15 protein-coding genes and 2 pseudogenes are annotated in these 25,767 nt (G+C 57.5%); 3 read left to right on the plus strand and 14 right to left on the minus strand.

The genetic code is table 11. The annotated features are described in order from the left end of the window. Positions 1-209: 209 nt before the first annotated feature. Positions 210-305: pseudogene (locus ACUDCK_RS24285) on the minus strand (O-acetyl-ADP-ribose deacetylase); the annotation flags it as partial. Positions 306-1,163: 858 nt separating this feature from the next. Between ACUDCK_RS24285 and ACUDCK_RS24290 the strand changes: the two are divergent. Further along, positions 1,164-1,805, plus strand: coding sequence for a hypothetical protein (locus ACUDCK_RS24290; protein ID WP_175167095.1), 642 nt, complete (start codon positions 1,164-1,166; stop codon positions 1,803-1,805). A 450-nt stretch (positions 1,806-2,255) separates the two neighbouring features. On the opposite strand, the gene ACUDCK_RS24295 is transcribed toward ACUDCK_RS24290, so the two are convergent. The 12 genes and pseudogenes from ACUDCK_RS24295 to ACUDCK_RS24350 form a co-directional block, all read right to left on the minus strand. Further along, on the minus strand, positions 2,256-3,389 hold the full coding sequence (locus ACUDCK_RS24295) for a DUF4238 domain-containing protein (protein WP_175167094.1): 1,134 nt from the start codon (positions 3,387-3,389) through the stop codon (positions 2,256-2,258). A gap of 365 nt (positions 3,390-3,754) precedes the next feature. After that, entirely contained in the window at positions 3,755-9,814 is a 6,060-nt protein-coding gene (locus tag ACUDCK_RS24300; protein ID WP_445659263.1) for an ATP-binding protein, read from the minus strand. A 322-nt stretch (positions 9,815-10,136) separates the two neighbouring features. Further along, a complete protein-coding gene (locus ACUDCK_RS24305) occupies positions 10,137-11,084 on the minus strand; it encodes a carbon-nitrogen hydrolase family protein (RefSeq protein WP_244976863.1) in 948 nt (315 codons plus the stop codon). Next, entirely contained in the window at positions 11,081-14,335 is a 3,255-nt protein-coding gene (locus ACUDCK_RS24310) for an RNA-directed DNA polymerase (RefSeq protein ID WP_175167092.1), read from the minus strand. Before ACUDCK_RS24310 ends, ACUDCK_RS24305 begins: the two co-directional genes overlap by 4 nt. Beyond that, positions 14,298-15,233, minus strand: a complete 936-nt coding sequence (locus ACUDCK_RS24315; RefSeq protein WP_420867706.1) for a CHC2 zinc finger domain-containing protein — start codon at positions 15,231-15,233, stop codon at positions 14,298-14,300. The genes ACUDCK_RS24310 and ACUDCK_RS24315 overlap by 38 nt, the downstream gene beginning before the upstream one ends. 909 nt (positions 15,234-16,142) lie before the next feature. Then, entirely contained in the window at positions 16,143-17,075 is a 933-nt protein-coding gene (locus tag ACUDCK_RS24320) for a TniQ family protein (RefSeq protein WP_175167090.1), read from the minus strand. Beyond that, complete coding sequence (locus ACUDCK_RS24325) at positions 17,068-17,313, minus strand: hypothetical protein (protein ID WP_244976862.1); 246 nt, start codon at positions 17,311-17,313, stop codon at positions 17,068-17,070. The genes ACUDCK_RS24320 and ACUDCK_RS24325 overlap by 8 nt, the downstream gene beginning before the upstream one ends. Before the next feature lie 357 nt (positions 17,314-17,670). Then, a pseudogene (locus ACUDCK_RS24330) lies at positions 17,671-17,940 on the minus strand (TniQ family protein); the annotation flags it as partial. Positions 17,941-18,016: 76 nt separating this feature from the next. After that, positions 18,017-18,904 (minus strand): TniB family NTP-binding protein, encoded by an 888-nt coding sequence (locus ACUDCK_RS24335; RefSeq protein WP_175167088.1) that lies wholly within the window; start codon positions 18,902-18,904, stop codon positions 18,017-18,019. Continuing rightward, complete coding sequence (locus ACUDCK_RS24340) at positions 18,901-20,919, minus strand: Mu transposase C-terminal domain-containing protein (protein WP_175167087.1); 2,019 nt, start codon at positions 20,917-20,919, stop codon at positions 18,901-18,903. The genes ACUDCK_RS24335 and ACUDCK_RS24340 overlap by 4 nt, the downstream gene beginning before the upstream one ends. Further along, positions 20,882-21,541, minus strand: coding sequence for a TnsA endonuclease N-terminal domain-containing protein (locus tag ACUDCK_RS24345; RefSeq protein ID WP_175167086.1), 660 nt, complete (start codon positions 21,539-21,541; stop codon positions 20,882-20,884). Before ACUDCK_RS24345 ends, ACUDCK_RS24340 begins: the two co-directional genes overlap by 38 nt. Before the next feature lie 164 nt (positions 21,542-21,705). Further along, positions 21,706-22,194 (minus strand): helix-turn-helix domain-containing protein, encoded by a 489-nt coding sequence (locus ACUDCK_RS24350; RefSeq protein WP_445659264.1) that lies wholly within the window; start codon positions 22,192-22,194, stop codon positions 21,706-21,708. A gap of 323 nt (positions 22,195-22,517) precedes the next feature. Here ACUDCK_RS24350 and groES point away from each other — a divergent pair, with 323 nt between their 5' ends. Both groES and groL read left to right on the plus strand, forming a co-directional pair. Then, positions 22,518-22,805 (plus strand): co-chaperone GroES, encoded by a 288-nt coding sequence (groES, locus tag ACUDCK_RS24355; protein ID WP_006221616.1) that lies wholly within the window; start codon positions 22,518-22,520, stop codon positions 22,803-22,805. 38 nt (positions 22,806-22,843) lie between these two features. Beyond that, entirely contained in the window at positions 22,844-24,484 is a 1,641-nt protein-coding gene (groL, locus tag ACUDCK_RS24360) for a chaperonin GroEL (RefSeq protein WP_006385976.1), read from the plus strand. A gap of 104 nt (positions 24,485-24,588) precedes the next feature. On the opposite strand, the gene argE is transcribed toward groL, so the two are convergent. Further along, entirely contained in the window at positions 24,589-25,764 is a 1,176-nt protein-coding gene (gene argE, locus ACUDCK_RS24365; protein ID WP_175167084.1) for an acetylornithine deacetylase, read from the minus strand. Positions 25,765-25,767 lie beyond the last annotated feature (3 nt).

Below are 25,767 nucleotides of genomic sequence, written 5' to 3' on the forward strand. Positions count from 1 at the left end.
GATCCTATCTTCTCAAGTTGTATGTCGATGATGTCTTTCGTACAGCACAACACATGCTAGCAAGTCGCTCTTCAGTGGATATATAACCTATTGAGCAAGGCACGGCCTGCCAATGAACGGGCTTTCAATCCACACGCCGCCTCAATCTACACTCGTCCACGTGCCAACTTCAGTGAACCGAATCTCAAGTCGAACGAAATTCGACACTCGCCGCCCCAAAGCAATGAGGAATTCGCGGCGTTGACGATGGCGTCCACGCGAAGCTTCGTGATATCCGATTGAATTGCGCGCAGGCTGGCGGGCATGTATTGGCTCCTTGGGCGTGAGAGAACTTCTTGCGCAGACTCTCGCCCCCCGGACCCTTCAGCGCAATCCGCAAAAAAAGGGACACACCACAAGACGCTGTCGAAGTTCACCTGGCATGGAACTAGAACTCTTTAATAATCAGATACTTATCAAAACCCCATCATTGAGTTTGGAACCAAGGTGTCATTGAATTTGGAATTTTTCGGAGAAAACGCCACTCAGTTTGGAACTCCGCTGTTTCGCCGTCGCTGGCGCCGGACAGTTGACACACGCCAGTGCCTCCGCCCAGTGCAGTAGTCAAATCTAGAATTACCGAGGCTCAACGATTCGGGCATTCGTGCTTATGCCTTTGGACCCTCCCTAACGCAAACGCGCCGCCAGCCAGATGTGTCCCAGCCCAACTATGGCTCGGAAAAAAGGGCCGCTAAAGGCGGCCCTTCTTTTTTATGGGAGCTGGGGGCCAACACGCGTGCGCTCAAGCAGCAGCAGCGCTAGTGGCCAGCGGAGCAATCGAAATCATGGATCGAGCGCCCAAATAGGGAGGCCCCACCGAAGTGGGGCCATCGTTCGGACCTAGTTGCATCACCAGCATTCACATCTGGGAGTGGCATTTCTAGGGCAGCGAAATCAGTGTACCGTTTTTGATCGCCCAATTCAACCCAGATTTCGAGCCAAATTTCGGGAATCGGTTTCGAAGCACGTTTCGGGCATCTTTTTCGGTGGTCATTTTTGCACGCTCCCGAGGACGAGCTGTATGCCGGCTCACCGCGCATCTCACGTATGATACCTATGATGTGACAAATTAAATGGGGACGCGCAAAGGGGGCGCGGCCTCCAAGACGGAGATCAGCATACCGATGGAATGGCAACTGCGAGAGACGGTGTTCTCCGTTCCCCGGATGGGGCGCTACCTGAACAAATATGCCGGGGACGCGGGGCGCGCTGGCGTCGCCTATGACCAGAACGTCCTGCTGGCCCAGGCATTGATGCCCGCTCTCCAGACGGTAGAAATTGCCCTCCGGAATGCCATCCACCACAGCCTGTCCAGGTCCATCGGACAGCCAGACTGGTGGACTGCCCTCCCCGCGCCCGAATTCGACTGGCTGCGCCTGGCCGTGAACGAAGCACGCACCAAGATCTCAAGGCGCAAGGAGGGCGCCACGACTGACAAGATCGTCGCCGAGCTGACCTTCGGATCTTGGACACGGCTATTCAACGTTCAGCATGGGCCCACGCTATGGAGGCGTCTCATGTGGGCATTTCCCACCTGTCCTAAGAGAAAGCGTCAGCGCGCACCGATTAGCGCGGCGGTAAACCGCATTCGGGACCTTCGCAATCGGGTCATGCACCACGAACCGCTGCTATGGGTGAATCCTACCGTGGAGGAGTTACACGCCACTATTCTGGAGGTCCTTGACTGGATCGATCCCGGCATCAATCGTTGGCTCACCCAGCACGACTCGGTGCGGCTGAGGTGGGCCACTTGCACAGCGATATGAACCTGGCGGTAAAGCGGCCGCCTAACACCTCTTTAACCGGCCTCGCATTGTCCGAAAGCTCTCCAGAGCGCCCCCACCGCTGAAGGTCTTCGGTCAATTCTTCGAACGACAGCGCACCATCCGCCACTCGATACAGGTCCGCAATTGTGCGGGCGTCCAGCTCAACTCCGAGCCAAGCGATGTTAGGCCACCGCATTCTCGGCTCTGCGGCGCAACTCCGTCAGTTCGATAGGGTTCAAGGGTTTCGTCATACAACGATCCCAAAACTCGGTCCGGGCACGTCGTCGTTTCGTCAGTTGCACATGCGGCCACTTGGTTGTATTCGATGTCTCTTGAAGAATCACAACCTAACTAGAATTTCGGCTGAAGCAATCGTCGTCAAAACGCCCGCGCGACTGAGATCGCAGCATTAGTCCCCCCCGTCCAAAAGGCGGCCGCCAGGCAGCAAAACTAGAATAGCTCTGCCTCAGCTGCACCTTGTTCCTTACCCCAGTTTTGCCAAATAGCCCGCTCCTCGTTGTAGGCCGCCAAATTCACAGTTCTCCGACGAATCTTCTGGACGTCACTCTTGCTTATGTCGAACACGTAACGGTCTGCATGCTCAATGATGACCTTTCGTAGAAACTGTGCGGTCGCCTGGTCGAGCACCGTACCTCTAGGCCAGCTTCTCCGGCCTATGCAATTATGGAGCAGGTGTGTCGGGCTGATGGGCATCAGGATATCTACGTTGTCGACACCCCACCCTCCGCCAAAGCTATAACTGGCCGGACCACGGTAGTTGAGTCTAATTAGAGGGTTATCTGAGGTCGGCCACGATACGCCCGCGGGGGCATGCACAATCGTCCATCGTTGATTGGTGATCTTTGTGATGGTTTCCGTCAACACATGCCGCACACTCCACAGCCACAAACGCCGCCCTAGGATAGTCCTCGTTTCGATAGTGCCATCTCCTTCCGGGTTTCGAACCACTGAGATTTTGACCGGGAAGGACTCCGTAGGCTCCCAATCTGGTGCCCGCTCCGGCAACTTGATTCCGGCTTTGACTGCGGCTTCCAGGTATTTGACGGACGACTCCACCGTCTGATTCAAAAGCCCTTGCATCGAGTCGCGGTGTCTAGCAAGAAAAGCGCGCAGGCTCGCTGGCGTGCGGACATCTTGCGCAACCGCAAATCGAATCAATCTCCTCCAATGCTCTGGAGACATTCGTTCGTCATTGACCACAAGGCGAATAGCTTCTTGTGCTGGATCCTCGAACTCCTTGCTCAGCCAATGCTCAAGCTCATCTGTCTCTTCTTGACCGGCCACGTATGTGTACAAGTGCTGATGATAGGCTATGCCTCGAAGGGAATGGTCCTTCCATAGAGGAGCCTCGTTTTTCGGCACTAAGAGCCGATAGGTGGGGATCTTCCCGTTCTTCGCCCATTGCTTCAGATAGAGTTGGGGCACGTAGTGATTGTCTACGCGAAGCTGAGTACTCGTTTTCATCGTCTGTACCAAACTCCAACTATTGTTCCCAAAAGCCAAATGAAGAGCCTTTGTTCTGAAGTGCTTCTGTGGCCAGACATCAGGTTCAAGGCCGTACACCTATCACTCCGATGGCAAGCAGAGCACTATACGCGTACTCCACTTCGTCACATCCGACGATCCAACGCGAGCTAACATATTCGCAGATAAGTGTGGGCTTCGAACCAAATCCAATGAATCGGCGTAGCGTATCCAAGCCAGGTCGCCCCCTCCCCCGCCGCGCAAAACCGTTGCACTGACCGTCTGAATTCAAAACCGCCAACAATGAGTGGATTGCCAGATCATCGGGCAGATCACCACTCAGCAGCTGGCCACGGTCGCGCAATCAGGACGCTAGGGGCCCTTTCGGGTAACCCAGTATGAGTGCGATAGGCCATCGCCGGCCTAGGCTCTCTCGTCTGACATCGCAGCTGTATGAGGACAGCCTAAACCGAATAGCTGTTCTTCGCCGTCTTTAGGAGAGATTGCCCGTAGTGGCTGGGCTGATTGATCTGCCTGCTTGCAAATACGTTGATGGCCAGGTCCAGCTTCCCGCGCGTAGCTGCGAGCTGTTCGAGGCCTGGTGGCGTCAGAACTAGGTAGCAACCTTCGCCCCACATAGCCTCCGCATCGATGTCAACCGGGCCGGCGTCACGCCACCAATAGAGCTTTGCGACGACCTCCCCGCCCGCGTTGAGGAAGACGCTCGGCTCTTCGTTGTGCATGCGCCAACGAAGCCTCATCACCCAGTTCGGGCACAACGCGAACGGATAGGCCGCTACATCAAAGCCCATGTCCACGGAACAAACAACTCGTCTTACCAGCGTTGGAGCCAGCTCATCGTCGAGGGCGACGTGCTGGCCCAGCCAGACCGCGAGGGGCAACGTTTCATAGCACTGGTCGAAGTCTTCCCCGTCAGTATGTGCCGATGGTGCTCGAAATCGATAGAGACGATGCTCTGACAAGCGTGGCTTGAAGATTTTGATACGCGACACCTCCGCCACGACTTGGCCGTCCTGGTGTGCCGGGAAGGACGCAACGTCGCTGTCGACCTCGTCAACCCACTTCTTCTCTCGCTCGGACCAACCGGCGTGTCGGTCGAGCAGCGGCATGCGGATCCATTCGGGGCGCGCTTGCGGGAACGTCAGAGGCCGAGGCGGCAGGGGGCAACCCAAACGCTCCAACAGCGTCGGCCTGTCGCGGCCGTTTAGCCTGCCCGCCAGCCGCAGTTCTCCCGCAACGTGGCGAAGGGCGGCAATCGCAATATAGGCATGAGGCTTCAGGTATGTGATCTGCATTTCGAGGGCGCGAAGCTGAGCCTCTAGCCTTTTGACACCAGAAGGCCCGAATGCCTCAAGTCCGCCCCAATCTTGGATGAACATCGCCGCGCGCTGGCGGATTGTCATCTCGTCGATACCTGTCGCCTGCGCAAGGTGCCTTGCTGTGGAGCGCAGCATCTCGGTCCAGCCAAGCGACGACTCGACTCGCATTGCACCAGTTCTCTCGTCCTTGAAGGCATTGTCGCCCTCCGAGGGGAACTTCAGTTCGAGGCTATAGAAGAGCGGCAGTGGCTTCGCGTCCATTGAGACTGTCACCCCCCACCGATGTGACAAGATCGCGGCTGACTCTGCTACACATACATCGCGGTGATTGACCAACGCAGCCACGGCAGTGCCCAGCTCGGATATGAGGCCCGCGCTGTCAACAGCCAGCAGCGTTCCGAGCGCGCGCAGGGGGGCATCAAAATCGCCGGCCAGAAGTCGCCGCATAAGAGACTTGAATAAAGCTTGACCATGTCCTGCTTGGCCTGCCAAGCGCAGAGTGCAGTTGCGTGCGTGTCGCTGAACCTCGGCAACGGGCAACTGATAGGCAAAGTGCAGCAAGTCCTCCAGAAGATCCGTCTCGCTGAGTGGTTGCTCGCTCGACTGGAATGGCCGTCCCAGTTGGAATTCGCGAGTGCAGGCCATCTGCTCCTCAAGCAGCGACCATATGGCCGGCCAGTCAGGTGTCGTGCTAATTACCGGCAATATCGAATCCAGCTCTGTCAGCAGCGACTGGATATTCTCCTCGCCCGCCGTCACCGAATCGACGATATTCTCAAAGGCGACAGCAGACGTAGATGGCCCGTCCAAGAGCTTCTTCGCCTCAAAGTAGAGGAACTTGCCGCCGCCCATCCATTGGCTCCAGGCGCGCCAGGGGTCCTTGCTTGTCTCATAGTCCTGAATCAGCTTCTTGGCGTACTCAGTCTCACCCGCCGCAGCCAACCGCTTCACCATCAGGAAGCGACAGCGCGCGTCGTCCCGCAAGACTTGCCAACGCTCAAACATCCTCCGCACTGGATGAAGCGGAGCCTTCTCGGCCAGATCTCTGAATCGGTACGGGGCGTTGTAGTTCAGTTCGTCGCCATCCGCTTCAAACTCGAGTTCAAGCTCCTCGAGAGTAGCCGCAGAGTCGTACTTGCTGGGCGTAGAAGGGTGTCGAGGGCCCGGTGCTTCTGACATCCATCGGCCTATAGCGGCTTCAAGCTCCGTGGACGAGAACCCGTGTCTTCCAGCCGCGGTGCGAAGGCGCTGGAGCAGCCCGACCCTCTCATGTGCTCTGCTTACTACCTCGATCGCTCCCAATAGCATCAGCGTGAGCGGCTCAATCTGGCCGGGGCCTGCAGCGTCGGCGGCGACGTCGATGAAGTCGCCCACGTGGTACGGATCCCGGTAGTGCGGTTCCATGTAGAACGGTAGGCAGAGCCCGCACCAGACGGTAGCGCAAGGTAAGACGAAGTCAGGGCTTCGCCGGGCCATCCCCTTCATGAGTAGATCGACGCGGTTCGGCCAGCCAATCAGATACCAATCTGCCAGTGCCTTTGACACCTCGAAACCGAAGCGAGGACCGACCTGCATCGCTTCCTCAATCAGCGACATTGTCAGGCGGTGCGCGGCCGAAGACCCTTCCGTTTCGGTCATGCCGCTGACCTGGCGCATCAAGCCTGAGAGCCGCTTGACACGGCGCTCCGGGTCAGCGGTGTTCGCAAGGACGAGGATGTCCCGCCAGATTGCGTACTGTGGATCTTTTTTGGGAGGCAGCGCATAGCCAAGGCATTGTTCGGGAACTGTCGCCAGCAACTGTTTCGCCCGCTCTACGTCCCCTACCGCAGCCAACGCGATGGACAGATCCGCCAACCCGTCAATTTGTTCACTCGGCGTGCTTTCTTGAAGCTCCGTAACGAGGGCGTTGAGCCGGTCGACGGCCCCCGCACGGTCACCGTCAACCCGATACGCATCGACGGCCAACCGGCGCCGCAGGTACGCAGTACCCCCCAGCGTCGATGAGGTAATGGCTGCATCAACTGTTCGAAGTACGGCGCGGTACTCATCCTCGCCACATTTGGCGCCGAGTCTAAGTAGCGCTTTCGCGAGCACGGGGATCGCTTTGAATGCCTGCTGAATGCGATATGACTCGCTACCGGCGTCTGAAGTCAGACGTAGCACGGACCCAAGGGCAACGCGGGCTTCGGCCTGGATGCTGCCAGCCTGTACTGCCGAGTTGTCGACAGCGGCGCGACCTAAGAGCACGCCTATCGTCGACGCGCGCTGCTGGAACGGATGAAGGAAGGAGTGCTTCGACGGCACCACACTCGGCAACGGTTTGCCAAGCATCGTACAAAGCCTCGCGTGATGCATCACCGCGCCGACCAGGTAACCCAGCCCAGCCAGGTCCGTCTCGCCGTCGCACATGGAGATCATCGGTGCTACCAACTTGTCGAACAGGGCCTCGGCTAGGTCACGACGGCCAGCTTGGCATGCAATCAGTGCCATACGGCGGCGGTCGCCATTGGGCACCTCTCCGAAGCCGGGAAGGACGGCAGCGGCATCGAACAGAGAAAGCGCGTGCGCAATGGCGCCACGCCGACTGGCCAATAGCCCTGCGTGAACCATCACAGAAGGCTTGTCTTCGTCGGTTACCCCGAGCTCGCTGCAGAGGTCTTGTGGATCGTCGTCAACCTTATGGAGGAGCGTCGCCTCTGCGGCTTCCGTCCGCAAATGCCGGCGCAGCGCGGCGACAGTTTCTGGATCCACCTTTTCGGCCTCGCGTAGCCCCTCCGCGGCGAGATGGTCAATCGCTGCCTGTATCTGCTCTGCATCTCGGAAATGGACAGCGCGCCTCGCCCACCTCTTGAATTCGTTGATGTTGTGGTCGTGTCCGTAGTTCTGGAACTTGGACGTATGGAGTTGCGATAGTGGTTCTAGATTTTCAAATAGCTCCTTCGCGCGCTCGAAGTCGCCTCGCGCCAACAGGGCGTCGACTACCTCGTAGCCCTGGCTGGGAAAGTACTGCACGAAAGAGACGGCTGAATCGATGTTCCCGACTGCCAGCATCGCGAGCGGAAGCTGGTTGGCATACTCAAGGGCTGTTTCGCGCCTGCCCACTTCGTCACTACACAGCAACAGCTTTGTGAAGGCCGTCGCATCGTGCGTTTCACGCACTGCTAGCAGAGCTAGCCGGATATCAGCGTGGATCTCGGTGATAGAACGCCCTTCGGCCAGGTGTTGCCTGAAGCGAGCGGGAATTGCCAACGCAAGTACATCGGCACCGTCCCCAGCACGGGCGCGGTAGCGCAACTCAAGCCACCGCTGCGCGGATTCTTGCGGCGCGTTCTTTGCCAGTTCGGCGAGGTCGCGGTATACGCGCCGGGAATATTCGTCGTCGACGCTACCGAGGCGAATTCGCGGTTGGGCGATGACGAACAGCCTGAAGCTGTTGTGGAACACACTCCATCCCAGGGATGAACTGCGGAGAAGGTGCCGTGCAACGACCAGTGCTCGCTCAATCGCAGACTCCTTGACCACCGTGGCCAACAACCGCAAGTCCATGGGTGCCTCGGCCCGGGCGATAAAGCCAAGCACGTCCATGGCATCGCTGTCGCTTGCGATTTCGCGCCAGGCGGCGGCATACACGGTCCCAATGTCACCGTCGAACGGCATCCCGCCACTGAGCAGGTGCTTGCGGCCGGCTTCGTCCGCGTGCAACAGTGCCTGAATCAAGTAGCGCGTTGCCAGCGGGTGGCCATGCGTGAGCTTGCTCAACTCCAATCGCGGAATGTCGACAGGCAGGCCAAGCGCATCCGCCATCCGGGCGACTTCCTCGCGACCTAGGGAGCTCATGAGGACCTGCCGCTCGCTCTTCTCCGCTTGTTCCTTAACGGCGGGCTTCAGATTCGCAAGATCCAACCGCTGCGTGCCGAGGACGAACACAACCCCCTTCGGAATGGCCGCCGGAAGAGGTAGCTCCCCAAGCAGTGAATTGGTCGGCAGCTCTTCGCGGGGAACATGGTCGAGCCCGTCGACGACGACGATCGTTCGGATCCCGTCGCGGTCGAAGCGTTCCCCGGCCTGCCGCACCAGGACGCCGAACTGTTCGCGCCGCTCATGCAGCGAGTCATCGCGAAGACGCAGCCCGATCAAACCGCTGTTGCGCAGTTGCGCGCCGACATCGGTCAAAAAGTTATCGGCCTCTCCGCGCCCGACGCCCTGGGCAGCGCCCGGCACATACGCCAGATAGCGGACGAGCCGGGTATTCGCTTGGGTGGCCAGCGCCACCTGTAGGAGGGTGGACTTCCCTGAGCCAGGCGGCCCTATGAGTGAGACATAGCCCTGGCTGGTGGCTTGCAGCGCGGCCAATAGCTTGACCTCAGTGTCGCGGTTGCGCTGGACATAGGCGCCGACTGGGAACCGATGGATGAGCAACGTCTTGACGGGATCGCGCCAGCCAAGCTCACGAAGCAGCTCGTCACGCGTCCACCTGTCCTTGTCCCGTGAGTCGACGACCAGCTTGGGCAGTACGCTGGCAATCTCAGATGCCTGTCTCGCCTGTTCGGCGTTCAGCTTGTGCGACTGGACGAAGTCCGCCGCAGCTCCGCACATCACACGGAGACTCTGCAAGAACCGTTCGAAGTCGCCATCACTAAGGCCAGCTTCCCGACGCAGGAGATCGATCAGTCGGCTCCATTCCGACATGAACCAATCCGCTAGTGACCGATTTGCATGCTGCCGGAACTCTTCAAGGAATGCCGCGCTGTGGGCGGGCGTGCCATCGCCTGGCTTGTCAGTAGTCGACGGAAAGTCATTAACGACCAAGCGAATCTCGACGCGGCTTCCCGGGTTGTCCTTGCGCAGGGACTGCCAAGCATGAACCAGGGGCTTCCAGAGGCCACTGGCGCCAGTAAACAGCGTCTCAACTGTGAAAGTTCCCGGAAACTTGGACGTCTTGAACTGGTGGCCGACCACCAATCCATCGAAACCGAGGACTAGGTCGTCAGCGATACCCGCGTTGCGGTCGGCGACGCCGATCCAGCGCAGCTCGTCGCGCTCGAGCGCTGCGTAGATGGCAGCGCCCGCTCGCTCATACTGGCCGATATATCCACGGAGTGCTCGGCGTTCGCCTTCCGCCGGGGCCGTTGCAGGAGCTGCGGGGGTGGAAAGGTTCGGCTTCTTTGGTTTTTTCGGGGCCATGGAATTGGAGTTGGATAGTTGGTGCCAACATGAATCAAAGGAACGGCTTCAGCATCAACTGGAGCGTCAAGCACCAGATGGACATGCAGCTAACTCATCGAGCGCCGTTCTGCTGCAAAGTATGGGCCTGCGCGATAGCCGCGGTCATTCGAGAGCTTGGTCGTGAATGACTCTGTTCAATCTGAAGCAGTCAGCCGAGAACGTGCTGTGATTATTCGCTTCTGGCCGGAAGCCGTCTTTGTCGGCAGACCGCTGCCGACCCAAAGCGGAAGTTCAAGAGACCGAAGACGATGACCGCTTCGCAGCGGCCGCGGTCCTACGTTTAATCCGAAGTGAAAAGTGGGATGGTTACCGCCGATGGGCCTTCCGGAAGCGCAGCAGTGTGATCGATACTAGTCGTGAAGCCTGGTGGCAAGTGCTTGTACGTGGCCTTTGGTTTAGTGTCGAAACCGTGAATGGCTGCATCAAGATCGCGCACTGGAAGCGGAACGCATTGAGCTGTGAAAACCTTTCCCCCGTCGACCGAGTATCCAACGCGCTTGAACGCCTCGTAGTACGGGCTGACGACCAGCGAGCCGCCAAAGTATCCAGTATTGCAAACCACCACATTGCAGAAGACCGTTCTTGACAAAGAAACGGCCAACGACTCAAAGAGCTTTACATCACGGTTGTAGGCTATGACAAATAAGTGGTGAACCCGACCGCGATAGAGGAGCGCTCGCTCAATGTCCATGAAATCGTAGCAAATGCTGACCCCGATTCGTCCAAAAGGTCCTGCATCGAAGACATAGACGTTCGGGTCCGAATGAAATGCCCATGGTGGCATGTACTCTTTGAAGCCAGACGCCTCAGCCGGTGCAGGGTCTCGCTTGCCGAACCAGACTCTGGCAGCATAGCGTGAAGGTGTACGCTTCCAAAAATTTCTAGGGACAAGAACGAGACCTTCATTTTTTGCAGATTTCGTTCGATGATTCAGACGGTAGTCAACTCCAACGATCGCCAGTGCGTTCATGGAGCAGACAAGCCGTTCGAAGTCATCCAGTCGCGTTCTTGGGAGTGCTAGCTCAGGGAGAAGAATGATGCGAGGCTGATCTTCATGGTCTGCCAATGCCCTCATCGCTCTGCGAATCTCGTGCCATGCACGGCTATCCTCGGATGCCGAGATTTTTGGCTCACCACTATCAGTGTTCCATGCAGCCGTGGAATCCAAGGTGGTCTGAATTACGCCAAGAGTAAGCACCTCAACCAATGCTGGCTTCTCAGAAATCATGCTGGTCCCGTTTCAAAGTAGCGCTTCCAATCAACGTCAGTGAGGTGCATGAGATTGACAGGCGTCACTTGTCGAGATTGCTGATTGAATGTCGAGATTTGATTTGCCTCAAGTTCGTTCTGTGCAATCGAGATAACGCGCGCCAAATCCGCGGTGTCGATGAGACTTACCGGATCATGCTCAGTGTCATCATCGGAGCCAGGACTCCATGCTTGATAGAGGTTGGCGAATACATTCTCGGCCGTGCGTGGTTGAAGACACGCCTCAAGAATTCCAAGAGTTGCCGATGAATAGGAAATCTCGTCTCGCAGGAGCTGAGGGAGATGCCTGAGCATGCTTTCATGCCCAAGTCCATTCCATTGCGCCGGAAGTAGGAACGAGCGCGAAAGCAAGGCAAAGAGGCACAGGCCAAGACCGCGAATTGGATTCTGTGCAGAGCCTATTTCGCTCACGACGAGCGGCGCATAGCGTCTGTCATAGATCTGGCGCCGCTGGGGAGCCTGTCGTAGAACTCCAGTTCCTGGCTCTCGCAGCTTCTGCTTCCACTCTTGCCAGGAGACAGCTGTCGTGTCGATGAGATGCCTTGGTAGCGCGAAGTTGAGCGGGTGTGCGCAATGGGAGCGTGTATCTATGTCTTTACGCGATGCGCGTTCAAGATAGTCTTGATCCAACGTCTGGGTGGTAGACGACAGTAGCAACGCTGCTTGCCTAACGATCTCTAGGCAGGTCCATTCGCCGAGCCGCCATTCCGTTGCAATTCTGGGATCGCAGCTTTCCCAGATCATTGTTGCCCAGACGGGCAGCGGTAGAAATTTCCCCGTCTCAGATTCCTCGAATGATTTCCAAACACGAGACGCTTCAGGGGACAGAGTCGCTACTTGTTCCATGTCTCGGTAATCAAGGCGACCCATCATCGCGTCAAACCACCACCCTTCTTGCTTCATTTGAGCCGACTTAGTCGCTGATGCGATCCGCACTAGTGGTGTGATTGGTGCATCTGCAGGAAAGAAAGTCCACAGATCGTCGGATTCGGGCAGTGCCTCTACGAGAGTTCCCAAGTGAACGATCAGCTCAGACGCTCGACGAACGGGCTTGCGAAGGTCGAACTTACATCCCCACCAAGCAAGCGCAACGCGCAGATCCGGCAGCACTTCATGGCCCGCTAGCAGCTCGCGACCTTTGTCGACAAATGTTTGATTTAGCGGTTTCCCCAAGAGTTGCAAGGAGCCTGAATATTGCTCCAACAACACAGTGGCGCAATATACACCGACGAAAAACTGATTTAGGCTTTTCTGTACAAACCATCGGCCTGTTTTAGGCTGACATTGGTTAGTAAACTTCGCGATATCCCGCAGAGATCTAAGTGCGGCAGCCCTACGCCATCCTGCCGCATTGGTATCAACAAGCAATTGTGCAGCTCGTACTGTTTCTGCAGCGAGTACAGCATAAGAATTGCCGAGAATGTAGCTGGCAGCTAGCCGATTCACCGGATCGCTCGCATAGCGATCGATGTCATCAAAGAGAAGCTCCAGCCCCGTAGCGCCGAGGCGGCGCGCGATGGTCAGAGCATGGGTCCACAGACGGACACGATCAGGCCGTTCTCGCAGAACTTTTCTGACTAGGCCAAATACCCTGTCGGCAATGCTGTTCAGCCGAGCGTGAATCTGAGAGTCACTTATGCCAGTAAGGCCAGCGATTGGATCAAGCGAAAGACCCCCGCTATGGCGACTGGTTGCTTGAGTCCCGGTCGTTCGGTTTTGCCCGGACCCACCATGTCGGATATCGAGTGTTTCCGGGGAAGCAAGTCTTGCTTCGGCAACGCGGGCAAGACGAGTCGCCGCGAATGCCAGACGTGTTCGTGCTGGCATCTCCGCTTCAGGAAGATCTACGAGCAATAGATGCTCCAGCTGCTGCGACAGGATGGAGAGTTCGTTGTCTTCGAGCGCAGTGAAGTCTGTTTTGCCTATTGCTGAAACCAGCGCAATCGTCTTCGTCATTAGCGGAGTTGGAAACTCCGGATCGAGGCGGCATTCCATTTGGGCTCGATCCCATAGGTCTGACCCGGCAAAGCGTTTGCTGGTATCGCTCGTTCCCAGTAGTTCCCCTAGGGCTTTCGGTTCGGTCTTTGCAGGGTTAATGCTTGCACCGGAACCTAGATTATCGATCACATCCTTGTAGTGATCGATCCACGTTATCAGGTCATCAAACGTCTTGGCCAGTATCACATGATCATCGACATAGCGGAAGTGCGCGACGCGTCCGCGAGGGAGCGTTTTCTGTACCTCTTGATCGACCGGAAGGAGCGCAGCGTTTGCGAGAAACCCTGACACCATGAGCCCAGTAGGAATTTTGTGGAAGGTCTTCCGAGACTCATCAAGTTCGATGTGCTTCAGTTCGGCGTCCGTCCAACCATCAAGGTTCAATGGAAGCTGTGTTAACGCTTTTAGCAGTCGCTGAACTTCTGGGCGCAATTCGGCTGGAACAGACTGGGAGATTGCATCAACGCATGCTGTAAGAGGGATGGACGGATAGAACTTCTCAAGATCAACAGATGCCCAATAGACGTCGCTCTCGTTGGGGCCGGTTGGTACGTTAGTCCAATAGTCAGCGAGAACAAATGGGCATTGATTGGCTCGGTGCATGCGACGCTGAAAGCCAAGCTCTTCGCGCTCATCGTCATCAAGGCTGTCCACCTTGGAATAACCGTGTGCCGCTGCTGAAACCGCCAAGGCAATGTGACGCCTAAATAGTGGCCAGGATTGCTGAAACGGCCGATAGATTCGGCCCGAGGAATGTCTGTACGGCCCGATTTTCCGTATCTTATTTCCGTGAATATCTTCTTCAATCCATGCTGACCGGAAGAGTCTGTTGCCATAGCTCCAAACGGGCATCTGTTCGTCGATATAGCGTCCTAAAACATTCACGACGGCAACCCACGCCACTTGATCCCTGACCGTGAAGTGGAAGTACTGTCGGACCCTAGGGTTCCCATCTCCATCAGGGTTCTTCGGAAAAGCCATGGGCCGAATGGGTGACATCCGAAATCTTCCGGAGAGTAGATCGTCACCAAGACCCCGGAGTTCGTGACCCAAGTGCACTTCAAAATGAGCCAAGTCTGCCTCGTCGATCCAGATGTCGCCAGGGACAGACGCTCGCTTCACCTTCTCCCATGCCCAGCGCATGTTCAATTGGTCGCATACCTGACTTAGAAAACTACGCATTCTTTCCTCGCGCAATAACGTCACTTGCATCCATGCCTTCAGGTGGAACTACAAACCGAATGCTCTTACTTCTGGCCCGAAATTCATTGGCGAGGCACTTCATGAATTTCTCGCCTGCAGCATCACCATCGGGAACGCCCACTAGATCAAAAGGGAGAAGCTCCTCGACCCATTCAGAGCGAAACGATGTAGCACCTAAAACTGCAACTGCGGCTAGCCCGGACCCCTCCATGGAAATTGCATCTGGAACGCCTTCGCAAATGTGGAGGAGGCTCCCTGGTTGCAACTGGCTAAGCCGTTGACTGTTGAACATAGGCTTAGGGATACCACTTGGACCGAAGAATTTCCTACTGGTCTGAAGGCAGCGAACCTGTAAATACTGAGTGATGGCATCGAATTTGAAGGGGAAAATTAGGGCATAGCCAGACCAGCTTAGGGCTCGTCGGCTCCCGGACAGTCCTGCGCTACGGATTCGATCTGGCCCCCAATGCCTTTCTAATTCTCGATACGCCCTCACCGGGTCTACGAGTTCCACGACGCCGAACCTAAGGGCCAGATCCGGTGTAATTCCGTGAGTTTGGAGGTAGGTTGTTCCCAAGGACGCTTTGACTGGTCCGCAGCGCGCCACGAGCCAGGTGTAAAGCTCGAAGTCAGGACTAGTCGAGGGTGCAGAAGGAAGGGGGTTAACTGGCTTGGGACTTGTAACCCGCGAAAGTGAACGAGCGCGTAGGCCATATGGGACGTCGCCGCCGATGATGCCGAAGTGGTGGCAGAGCCAGTTACAGGCATCCATAAACCCAAGGCCGTGAATCTTCTGGACTAGCGTGATTGCGTCGCCATGCTCACCGCATCCAAAGCACCTCCAGGTATTTCTCGCTTTGCTGACAGTGAAGCTTGGAGTCGCTGTATCGTGCCCGTTGAAGCACATCGCCTTGTTGCCACGTAGGGTGATCCCTACGGCTGATGCAACGTCCACTATTGGCAATTCGCGCAGGCGTGCAAGCGCCTGATCGCTTAATAACTTCGGCTTGGCTGTCGATAAGCTGGACCGCCGCAAAACCGTCCTCCTTACGTTATTTTATATTTTATTACTACAATTATCTCATGGATACAAGGGGCTGGATCTACTGGCATCTGAATGGCACTGGACACACAGATCAAAGCAACGGGAGCCTGCCCGAGCAAGGTAGCTGCGGCAAGAATTCAGCCAGGAGTCTAGGCATCGATCTCTCTGCGCAGTGAACAGTGGCGTCAGAAGCAAGGCCCCGTCGGCGCTAGCGAATTGGCTTTGTCTTGGGACTCATGACACGCTTTTTAGCGTTTCTCCTTACGGCAAATGCTAGCGGGCTAGCGCATGGTCATTTAGATGGATCAACTGAAGTACCGGGAAGCGGCTGTTGTCGAGCTTCCGCTTTCAGCCTGAAGCGGTCGCTCGGAAGTCTGCGGCAGCCGTCTGCTTCTGGCCGAAAACGGCCGCTTGTGCCAAATCGGCGGCGCCTAGCATGTCGGAGTGGTCTTTCCGCAAATTTGCTTGTCGGCCTTTTTGCGTTTGCTTGTTAAGGCACTTTCACGAGATAATTGCCCACACGCAATAGCTGGTGCGCCTTCGACAAGGCAATAGCGTAGTCCCACGAGAGTGGTTCCGCCCGGAGCGGGTAATGACTTCCAGACTACGGAGCCCCATTATTGGGGCTTTCGCATTTCCCATTATGAATAGGCCCTTCTGCCTGTTCACGCTACGCCCAACGTCCATACGTCATGCCCCGCGCACAGACGGTCGCAGGTATGGTGAAGGCGGCACTTCCCAGACTGCCGCTCCACAGCAGAACCCAACCTCCTACTGCCGCTGTTGAGCATCAAGCTCAGCCACGGCCAATGGCCATCGAAAGCGTTGCTTCAACGCGATCTCGCACAACCTCCCGATATCTCCCTTCCAAACACGCCGTCCACGGGTGTTGCCTCGGGAGGCAACAAAATCTACTGACGCGTAAAGCCTGCCAAGCGCATTGACCTGACAGATGCTTCGTCTAACGTCGTCCAGGAGCCGAGGATCAATACGACTCAAGGGCTGGATCTCATTTCGATCCCTAGGTTCAATCCCTGCCGCCAACAGGCTGGGGAGCATTGCGAGTGGGATCCACTCCTCAATCCCTACCAAGGAAAATCCCTCTTGCAAGATCGCGGCAGTCACAGCCACTTGCAGCTGCGCAAGTTGCACTGTCGTATCGCATCTCAACGGCGCGAGCCCCATAAAGCGGAGGTCAACACCACACCTTCCGCACCCTGCAAAAGGGAGCGCATTGTGTAGACCATCCACAGCGACAGGGTCGCTGAATTGACACGCAGGGCAAATAGTGAGGATACGGTTTCCGTGCGTTGGACATATCATCCAGTAGCGCATTCGCCATTCAAACCGAAGGTATGGCACCACATCCTGGCGCAAGCAGTTGGGGCAGAATCCGCTGCGGGCAGCCCCCCGCTCACTCAAACGCAACCATCTCCTAAGCCAGCGATTCCGCCGAAATGCGTCAAAGCGCGAGACAAAGCCTTCAAGCGTTGCCGGCGGTAAGTTGGTGCCTTGCGCCATCCGAGCGGCGCTCCTTGAGCCGATGCCTATGTCCCAATCTCGATTGCGCGACAAATCAAGGTCATCAAGAATTTTCGATACTGGCGCTCCATGCATACACGCAACTCTCGCCAGCCATGAGGAGGTCGATTCATACAATTCTGGCTGCGGCAAGAACAATAGCGAAGGGATTTGCTCAGCCATTAACGTCTCTCTCGAGCAGATCCAGTTGAACCCATCGATGCTGCTTGAGCCAACGACTGACCGTCGGCTCCTCTTCACCAAGTAACGCCTGCAACACCCGCAAATCGCTCGAATTTGCGCCTCCGAACAACTCTTCTAACTGCCATGCCGGTGGGAGCTGAGTGAAGACGAGTGCATTTTTATCGGCGAGACGGTCCCACGCCCTTCTCACCACGGAAACCGCCTCGGAAGTGCTCAAAAGGCGTGTCAATCGCCCTGGTACAAGGTCATCGCCTGATGCGCTCTCAGAGATCCCCAGTGCCCTCACAAGTCGAAGCAATGTGTCCAAACTGAGGGCGTTCAGAAGCCCTCGCCGACCAGCGCTCTTTTGCTCAGGCACTCCGCGCATGACACGCGCCGCAATCAAGGTTGAGATCGCTAGAGACCCGGGACCTGCACTTTCACAACATAGCGCTCGCAGATCCGCGCCGCAGGAGCATTCAAATGGGCCTGCCCTCCTCCACGAAATGCCCCTGCCGCAGACGCACAAATCAAGCAGCAGGCACTCGTGCTCAACGCATGATGTATAGAGGGAAATCTCCCAGATAGCTTGTAGCCGGGCACCAGGCCTTGCCAGGCACGAGGGGCACACCTGAGGCCGCGTGTAGCGCAATTGATAGGTCCGACTGAAGTCGTGCCCAAGGAAGGCCGATCTGCGCCGTCCTTTCAACGAGTAGCTTCTGGGGATTGCCCTTTGAAGCCGACTCAGTGACGCGCCGAATGCATAGGATAAATAAGGCGCCGCTGTAGCCGGCATATAGGTGTGACCAACGGAAGCGGCGGCCCTCGCCAAATCCGAGAACTGCAATCCGTTCACGGTCAGCATTCGTAGGGCATATCCGTTTCCAGACTCGTTGTCGCCTATTTCGTCTTGGACAGGTAAGGGCCGGCCAAGTATGTGGTCAAAGAGAAGCAAAAGGATTCTCCTCGTCCGAAGCCCCCGTCTGGAGCGAATAGGCTTGACGCAAAGTTCCCGCTGACAAGTTCAATTCTTCTCGCTCAACGGCAAGGAGAATTGCTTGCACAAGAAGTAACTTCAACAGGCGAGGAGATCCCGACGTAACCCGGAAGATTGCTCCTGCCCATTCTTTGTTCTTGTACAACGATGTAAGGTCCGTTGCCTTGCATGTATCTGCCAGTCCCTTCAGAAATCCGAGCCACTCCGCACCCAGTCGAAAATGCGCCAGCTTGACAGCCACCGGAATTCTTGAGGTCAATTGAGGATCGATCGTCGCCAAGTTATCCATCATCTCAGTGCCCAGCAGCACAACTGGAACCTCTGTCGCGTTGATGAGCCGCTTTAGCCAATCTATGATGGATGTGAAGACCTTTGTGCCCGATGTGTGATAGACATGTTGGAACTCGTCGAGCACTATCACCCTGACACCTTGGTGCCTGATGGCGCTCACGAGAATTTGGTTGACATCATTGTTGTTGGCACGCCCTCTATCTCGCTGCATAGAACTGGCCATGGCGTACGAGAAATTGTTGAGCAAGCCCGTTTGTAGCTGGGAAACAGAGGGCTCTTCTTTTAGGCTCGCGCTGATCAACGGAACGCTGCTACTGTCACTAATCCCCTGGCGCAATATGTCAGAAAGATGGGACATCAACAGCGTTTTCCCGGCTCCTGACGGAGCGGTCACTCTCACTCCGGTGAAGACGCCAACCTGATTTCCAATTTCGATCGCATTCAGCACATACTGCAAAACGTTCTCAAAAGCAGGATGTGGAACGATGACTTCCGAAAGTGCGTTGCCCGCACTGATCGCGGCTGCTCCGTATTTATTCATCGGACTCCCCCAAGGTTGAACTCATCCGGCATGAAACCCTTGAAGATCGGTATTTCCTCTGGAAGCACCCTTATTTCCTCGTCGGTGAAGATCTGAAGCGCAATCTTTTTCTCTTGTGGCGGCGGCGAAGCATTCATCTTCTGTTCCGCAAGAGGCTTCACCGAAGAAAGGCCCTGAAACAACGCGTACTTGCGCATGTCGCGAATCAAGCGCTTGCCACGTTTGACGGCGTTGTCCACCATATCCTCAAACTCCTGCTGCACTCTTTGCCATTCGGCATATGCACCCTCCCCCCGTAATTTTTCCTTCGCGTAATGCCTAATTAGACGGTGCTGGCTGAGGGTAAGGCCGTCTGCATAGTCGGGGATCATGCTGGGCACCTTTAGCCAGCTTCTTGAGGTGGGATTTCTTACCCAGATGCTGCCAAGGTCATTCGGATCAAACTTGATTTCGGTTTTGAACCTTGGGGTGCGCTGAGATCGCGCCATTTCAGCAAGATCCGGACTGCGGTAGCTGATGTGGAACATTTCCACCCCGTGGTGTGCGACCGTCAGATTACGAGAGAGGCCAGTGAGCAGATCGAGCTGTTCCAGTCCGCCGGCGAACTGCGGTGGTGGCATGGTCTGCATCGATTCGGATAGGGTGTCGTACGGCCTAAGCAACGAACGCTCTGGTATTGCGACCGGATAGACGTCGACTGCCCAACGAACAAGACATTGGCATAGATCGGAGAACATGACGCAGGCCGTAATTTTTGGATCCGTTCTTTTCGCGAGGCCGCGGATTTTCTCTGGCATTCCTTCGATGGGAAGCGTGTTCATCATCGTCCCCAACGCACGTTCGACGTTAGGTTTGAACCACGGCTTTCTGACTGCTGCGAATTCAAGATCGCATCGCAATGCCCATGCAATTTGCCGAAACTGCTGTGAATGAAATGCCAGACCATTGTCCACAAGGATAGTTTCCGGCAGGCCTGGGGTGAGCCACTCGCGCTCTGCCCCTACCGCGCGGACAAGATCATCCTTCGGTCTCAGAGCTAGCTTCAAGCTTTGGCACACCCTGCCAAGAGACTCGCCCTCGAAGCTGATGAACACCGACAAGATGTACTTCGAGAATGAGTCGATGACCAGCGTCAATGTTGGCCGTCCCAATGGAATGCCTCGCCTATCATCAATCACGTAGAGATCAAGAAGGGTGTGGTCCATCTCCACACGCTCTAACGGACGCGTGGCATAGACCCCGCCAACCGCGTGGCGCCACCTATTGTTTGCTGCGGTGGCACCCATCCGAACTCTGTCTGCCTCGTACCGGGGCACCGATTGAACGAGTCGGCGAAAGGACGACAAACTCATTGGCTCAATGTGGCGACACCCCCGTTGCTGCTCAATTTGCGTGAGTCTCGCCAGGTACCTCGTATACGCCGCCGTCACGCCCTTTCCGCGAAAGACGAAATAGCTCTGGCGCAGTACCTCCCATGCGATCTCTCTTGTAATCTCGTCCAATCGGATTGCTTTGGCTCGGCGAACGTTTCCAGACAAAAGACTCAGCACGTTCCCCTCGGAATTGTTGAAGCAGCGCAGCCAACGGATCACCGTCGAAGCAGAGGGTGGATTTTCGTCTGGGAATCTCTGCACCACCGACGCCACTACACTCGAGATCTCCAACCGTGCTGCAGGCTTGATACCGCTTTTTATGACGGCCCGAACGTATCTTTCACGTCGCTCTATCTCTCGGCCTTGCCTGCCGGTCAACCTACCGATTAGCGAAGCCAGCGCGTCACCTGACCCCGTTGACGCGCGCTCATGCGTGAGCGCTGGAGCAAATGGGGCGGGGCTCAAGACCTCATACTTGCCGTCGATGATGTCGCGTACGAGGTCTGCCGCCTGGAACGTAGTCACAGCCCGGGTATGAATGTCCTCGAACTGGATAGTGTTGTCGCCCAAATCCCGAACAAACGTCCAGCACCGACCGCCCTTCCTAATTGTTAAGCCAACTTGCAGGGCAAAATTCGCCATTGCGAAGCTCCTTAAGATCAGAGGGGAAGGAGATTTGATCCGGCAGCAACGACGGGCCAACAGTCAGTCGCCGAATCCCAATCAGATGCAAGACGAGTTCTCGCGGGCAGCCGACGCATTGGGCTAGCTTGTCAATCGAACCAGGAGTAACTGGCTCCTGGAGTTTGACCAGTGCATCTCTCACTACATCGTCGGTGTAGTGAGACCTGGCGTAGCGGATGTAAACGGATGCCCTCGCATCGCGACCGTCTTTGTTAATTTGCTCTTCGGTTGCAATCAGGTAAGTGAATCCGTGGCTTCGCAGCAGTTCAGCTGCGGTGTCCAAATTTTCCTGATGCTGACGAACGAACTTTGACGGCTTCACCTCGACGATGACAGCAAGCTTGCTGGCGAAGTCCAGGCGGAAGTCGGGCGTGTACTTAGCGCCACCGGGCAATTCGATGACAAAGGGCTGGGATCGAATCGACACTAACCCAGGGCAGAGCAACGCAATACGCGCAAAGTTCAGCTCCAGCAGGCTTTCATATTCCACCTGCTCCTCTTGAAGCCATGGGCAAGAGATGTACCCCACTCTTCGATGTGGTGACCGGGTGACCACTTTCCTACCGCGTTCTAGCAGCATGCTTTTCCTCCTGAAGGCAACACTTGCCCCCGACGAGCGGTCGCTCATCGAAAAATTGCTTGACTGGGTTGCACTGCGGAAGGAAACTTGGGTTGTCTAAGCCTTTGGTTTCCGAACCGAAGGACAACGCCGGTCAATGTAAAAGTTGATCGGCGTTTTCTTTTCTACATGACTGCTCTCCTGTCATCTGGGTTCAGCAGCGAATGCGTGTCCCGCACGGCGTAACTCCTAGTCCTTGCTAAGTACAGGGAACAGATCACGCGCAATGCTTCGTACTCAGACTCGGAGCACACGCCGTCGTCGGTCTTCAGAATCTCAGCGGCAAGTACGACCGCCGCCGTCTCGGTACCAGATCTGTTAATCGCTCTGAGGATTCGTTCCTTTGTGAGCACGCGTGCGAGCTCAGACGTCTCTTGGCTCTCTAGGCCCATCACCCGCGCCAAGCGTGCGACCAAGTCATCCGGGGGCTCCCGATTGCCTTTCTGGATCTGCGTTAGGTAGGACGGGGTCACGCCTGCCAGGTCGGCTAGCCGTTTGGTCGTCAGGCCTCGTGCAGCTCGCATCCGACGAAGCTTCGATCCGAAGGTCTCATAGAGCATGGCGAGAAAAGTGCAGGGTTGGGATGTTTGAACTCTATCCCAACCAACCCGCATCGCGCAATAAGTCTTTATTTTTCAACGACTTGCGTTAAATTAATACATGTTTGTATTTGGGGACGCAGGTGCCCACGGCGCTGCCACTGTGGTGTGCGGCTCATCAAAGACGGTGCGAAAGTTCCAAACTGGATGACACAAATTCCAAACTCAATGGAATTCGACAGACGCATTGCCGCCCGCCCCATATGTAACAGCCACCGCTCTCCCCCTTGAACCCCACCACATCATCCCTATAATTAGCACTCGACTCCGGTGAGTGCTAACAATCCTCCCGGGCCCAACCGATCATTCACTTTCTTCTCTAGTAACAGGAGTTCCTCATGGCCTTGCGTCCCCTGGGCGATCGCGTGATCGTCAAACGCCTCGAAAACGAGCGCAAGACTGCGTCGGGCATCGTCATCCCCGACAGCGCCGCTGAAAAGCCCGACCAGGGTGAAGTCGTGGCCGTCGGCCCCGGCAAGAAGACCGAAGACGGCAAGATCCTGCCGGTCGACCTGAAGGCTGGCGACAAGGTTCTGTTCGGCAAGTACGCCGGCCAGTCGGTCAAGGTTGACGGCGAAGAGCTGCTCGTCATCCGCGAGGACGAAATCCTCGCCGTGGTCCAGTAAACCCTGCCTCAAAACGAATTTTCGAAGGAAGCTAACAAATGGCTGCCAAGCAAGTACTGTTCGGTGACGACGCCCGCGTGCGCATCGTCCGTGGCGTGAATGTCCTCGCCAACGCCGTCAAGACCACCCTGGGCCCCAAGGGTCGCAACGTCGTGCTGGAGCGCTCGTTCGGCGCCCCGACCGTGACCAAGGACGGCGTCTCCGTCGCCAAGGAAATCGAACTGAAGGACAAGTTCGAGAACATCGGCGCCCAGTTGGTCAAGGACGTCGCCTCCAAGACCTCCGACAACGCCGGTGACGGCACCACCACCGCCACCGTGCTGGCCCAGGCCATCGTTCAGGAAGGCCTGAAGTACGTTGCCGCCGGTTTCAACCCGATCGACCTGAAGCGCGGCATCGACAAGGCTGTCGCCGCCGCCGTCGCCGAACTGAAAAAGCAATCCAAGCCGGTCACGACCAGCAAGGAAATCGCCCAGGTCGGCTCGATCTCGGCCAACAGCGACTCCTCGATCGGCCAGATCATCGCTGACGCGATGGACAAGGTCGGCAAGGAAGGCGTCATCACCGTCGAAGACGGCAAGTCGCTGGAAAACGAGCTGGACGTCGTCGAAGGCATGCAATTCGACCGCGGCTACCTGTCGCCCTACTTCATCAACAGCCCGGAAAAGCAAGTCGCCGCGCTGGAAGACCCGTTCGTCCTGATCTTCGACAAGAAGATCAGCAACATCCGTGACCTGCTGCCGGTGCTGGAACAAGTCGCCAAGTCGAGCCGTCCGCTGCTGATCATCGCCGAAGACGTCGAGGGCGAAGCCCTGGCGACCCTGGTGGTCAACAACATCCGTGGCATCCTGAAGACCACCGCCGTCAAGGCGCCTGGCTTCGGCGACCGCCGCAAGGCCATGCTGGAAGACATCGCCATCCTGACGGGCGGCACGGTGATCTCCGAAGAAACCGGCATGTCGCTGGAAAAGGCCACCCTGGCTGAGCTGGGTCAAGCCAAGCGCATCGAAGTGGGCAAGGAGAACACCACGATCATCGACGGCGCTGGCGACAGCAAGTCGATCGAAGCGCGCGTCAAGCAGATCCGCATCCAGATCGAAGAAGCCACGTCCGACTACGACCGTGAAAAACTGCAAGAACGCGTGGCCAAGCTGGCCGGCGGCGTTGCCGTGATTCGCGTTGGCGCTGCCACCGAAGTCGAAATGAAGGAAAAGAAGGCTCGCGTCGAAGACGCCCTGCACGCCACGCGCGCTGCGGTGGAAGAAGGCGTTGTGGCCGGCGGCGGCGTGGCTCTGCTGCGCGCCAAGCAAGCCATCACCGACCTGAAGGGCGACACGCCTGACCAGAACGCCGGCATCAAGCTGATCCTGCGTGCCGTCGAAGAACCCCTGCGCACCATCGTCACCAACGCCGGCGAAGAAGCCAGCGTGGTGGTCAACACCGTGCTGCAAGGCAAGGGCAACTACGGCTACAACGCCGCGACCGGCGAGTACACCGACCTGGTCGAGCAAGGCGTGCTGGATCCCACCAAGGTGACCCGCACCGCCCTGCAGAACGCCGCCTCCGTCGCCAGCCTGCTGCTGACCGCCGAAGCCGCCGTTGTGGAACTGGCCGAAGACAAGCCCGCTGCCCCGGCCATGCCCGGCGGCATGGGCGGCATGGGCGGCATGGACTTCTAAGTCCCGCTTCCCTTGCATGGCCTCCCCGGCTTCGGCCGGGGAATGCAGTACCCCGAAAGACCCCCGGACCTTCGCCCCGGGGGTTTTTCTTTTTTGGGCCGCCGTCAGCCGCAGAGGTAATCGGTCAGGCGCGCCAGCATGGCGTCGCAGGCCTCGATCTGCGAAATCTCGACGTATTCATCGGCCTTGTGGGCCACTTCGATACTGCCGGGGCCGCACACCAACACCGACGTGCGCGCCCACAATTGGCCAAACAGCCCGCCCTCGGTGCCGAAGGCGACCTTGGTGCATGGCGTGCCCGGCGGCAGCATCGAGGCCAGCAGGCGCACCGCGGGTGAATCCGGCGGCACAGACAGGCCCGGATAGGCGTTGCCCGGCACGATATCGGGCAGCGCGGCGTCGGCCAGGGGCTGCGCCTCGCGCATCCGCGCCCGGGTCCGTTCCAGCACGCGCGCCAGGATGCGCTGCGGCTCGTCCTGGGCCACATTGCGGATCTCGAAATCCACCTCGCAATCGGCCGGCACGATATTCAACGCCGTCCCGCCCCGGATGGTGCCCGCATGCACGGTCGAGTAGGCAATCGCGTAGCCCTCCTCGCGCGGGCCCTGCTCGGCCAGCTCGCGCTGCACGTCGCGCAGCGCGCCCACCAGGTCGGTGGCGGTATGGATGGCATTGACGAAGCGCGGCGCCAGGCCGGAATGGCCCGCCTGCCCGCAGCAATGCGCGCGATAGGCCGCCTTGCCCTTGTGGCCGGTCCCGATCTGCATCAGCGTGGGTTCACCCACCACGCACAACAGTGGCTGCGGCTCCAGGCCCTCCAGCTCGCGCAGCAGGTGGCGCACGCCGACACAGCCGATCTCCTCGTCGAACGACAGCGCCAGCGACAACGGACGCTTCAACGGGCGTCGCGCGGCGCGCGCCATGGCCATCACCGCGCAGGCCACGAAACCTTTCATGTCGGCGGCGCCGCGGCCGTACAGCCGGCCGTCGCGCTCGCTCGCTTCGAAAGGCGGCGTGGTCCAGGGCTGGCCCTCGACCGGCACCACGTCGGTATGGCCCGACAACAGGATCCCGGGCACATCGCTCGGGCCGACGCTGGCGTACAGATTGCAGCGCGTCGCATCCCGCGGATCCGGCACCCGCATCGAGGCGATGCCGGCTTGCTCCAGCACCTCCTGCACGCGGTCCATCAGGCTCGCATTGGAAGTCAGCGTGATGGAAGGAAACGCGATCAATTCGCGCAGCAGGGCCAGACTGTCGGGCGGGAGAAGACGACTCATGGG

It is taken from the genome of Achromobacter sp. CF-sbj1-Ac2-l, assembly GCF_052698165.1.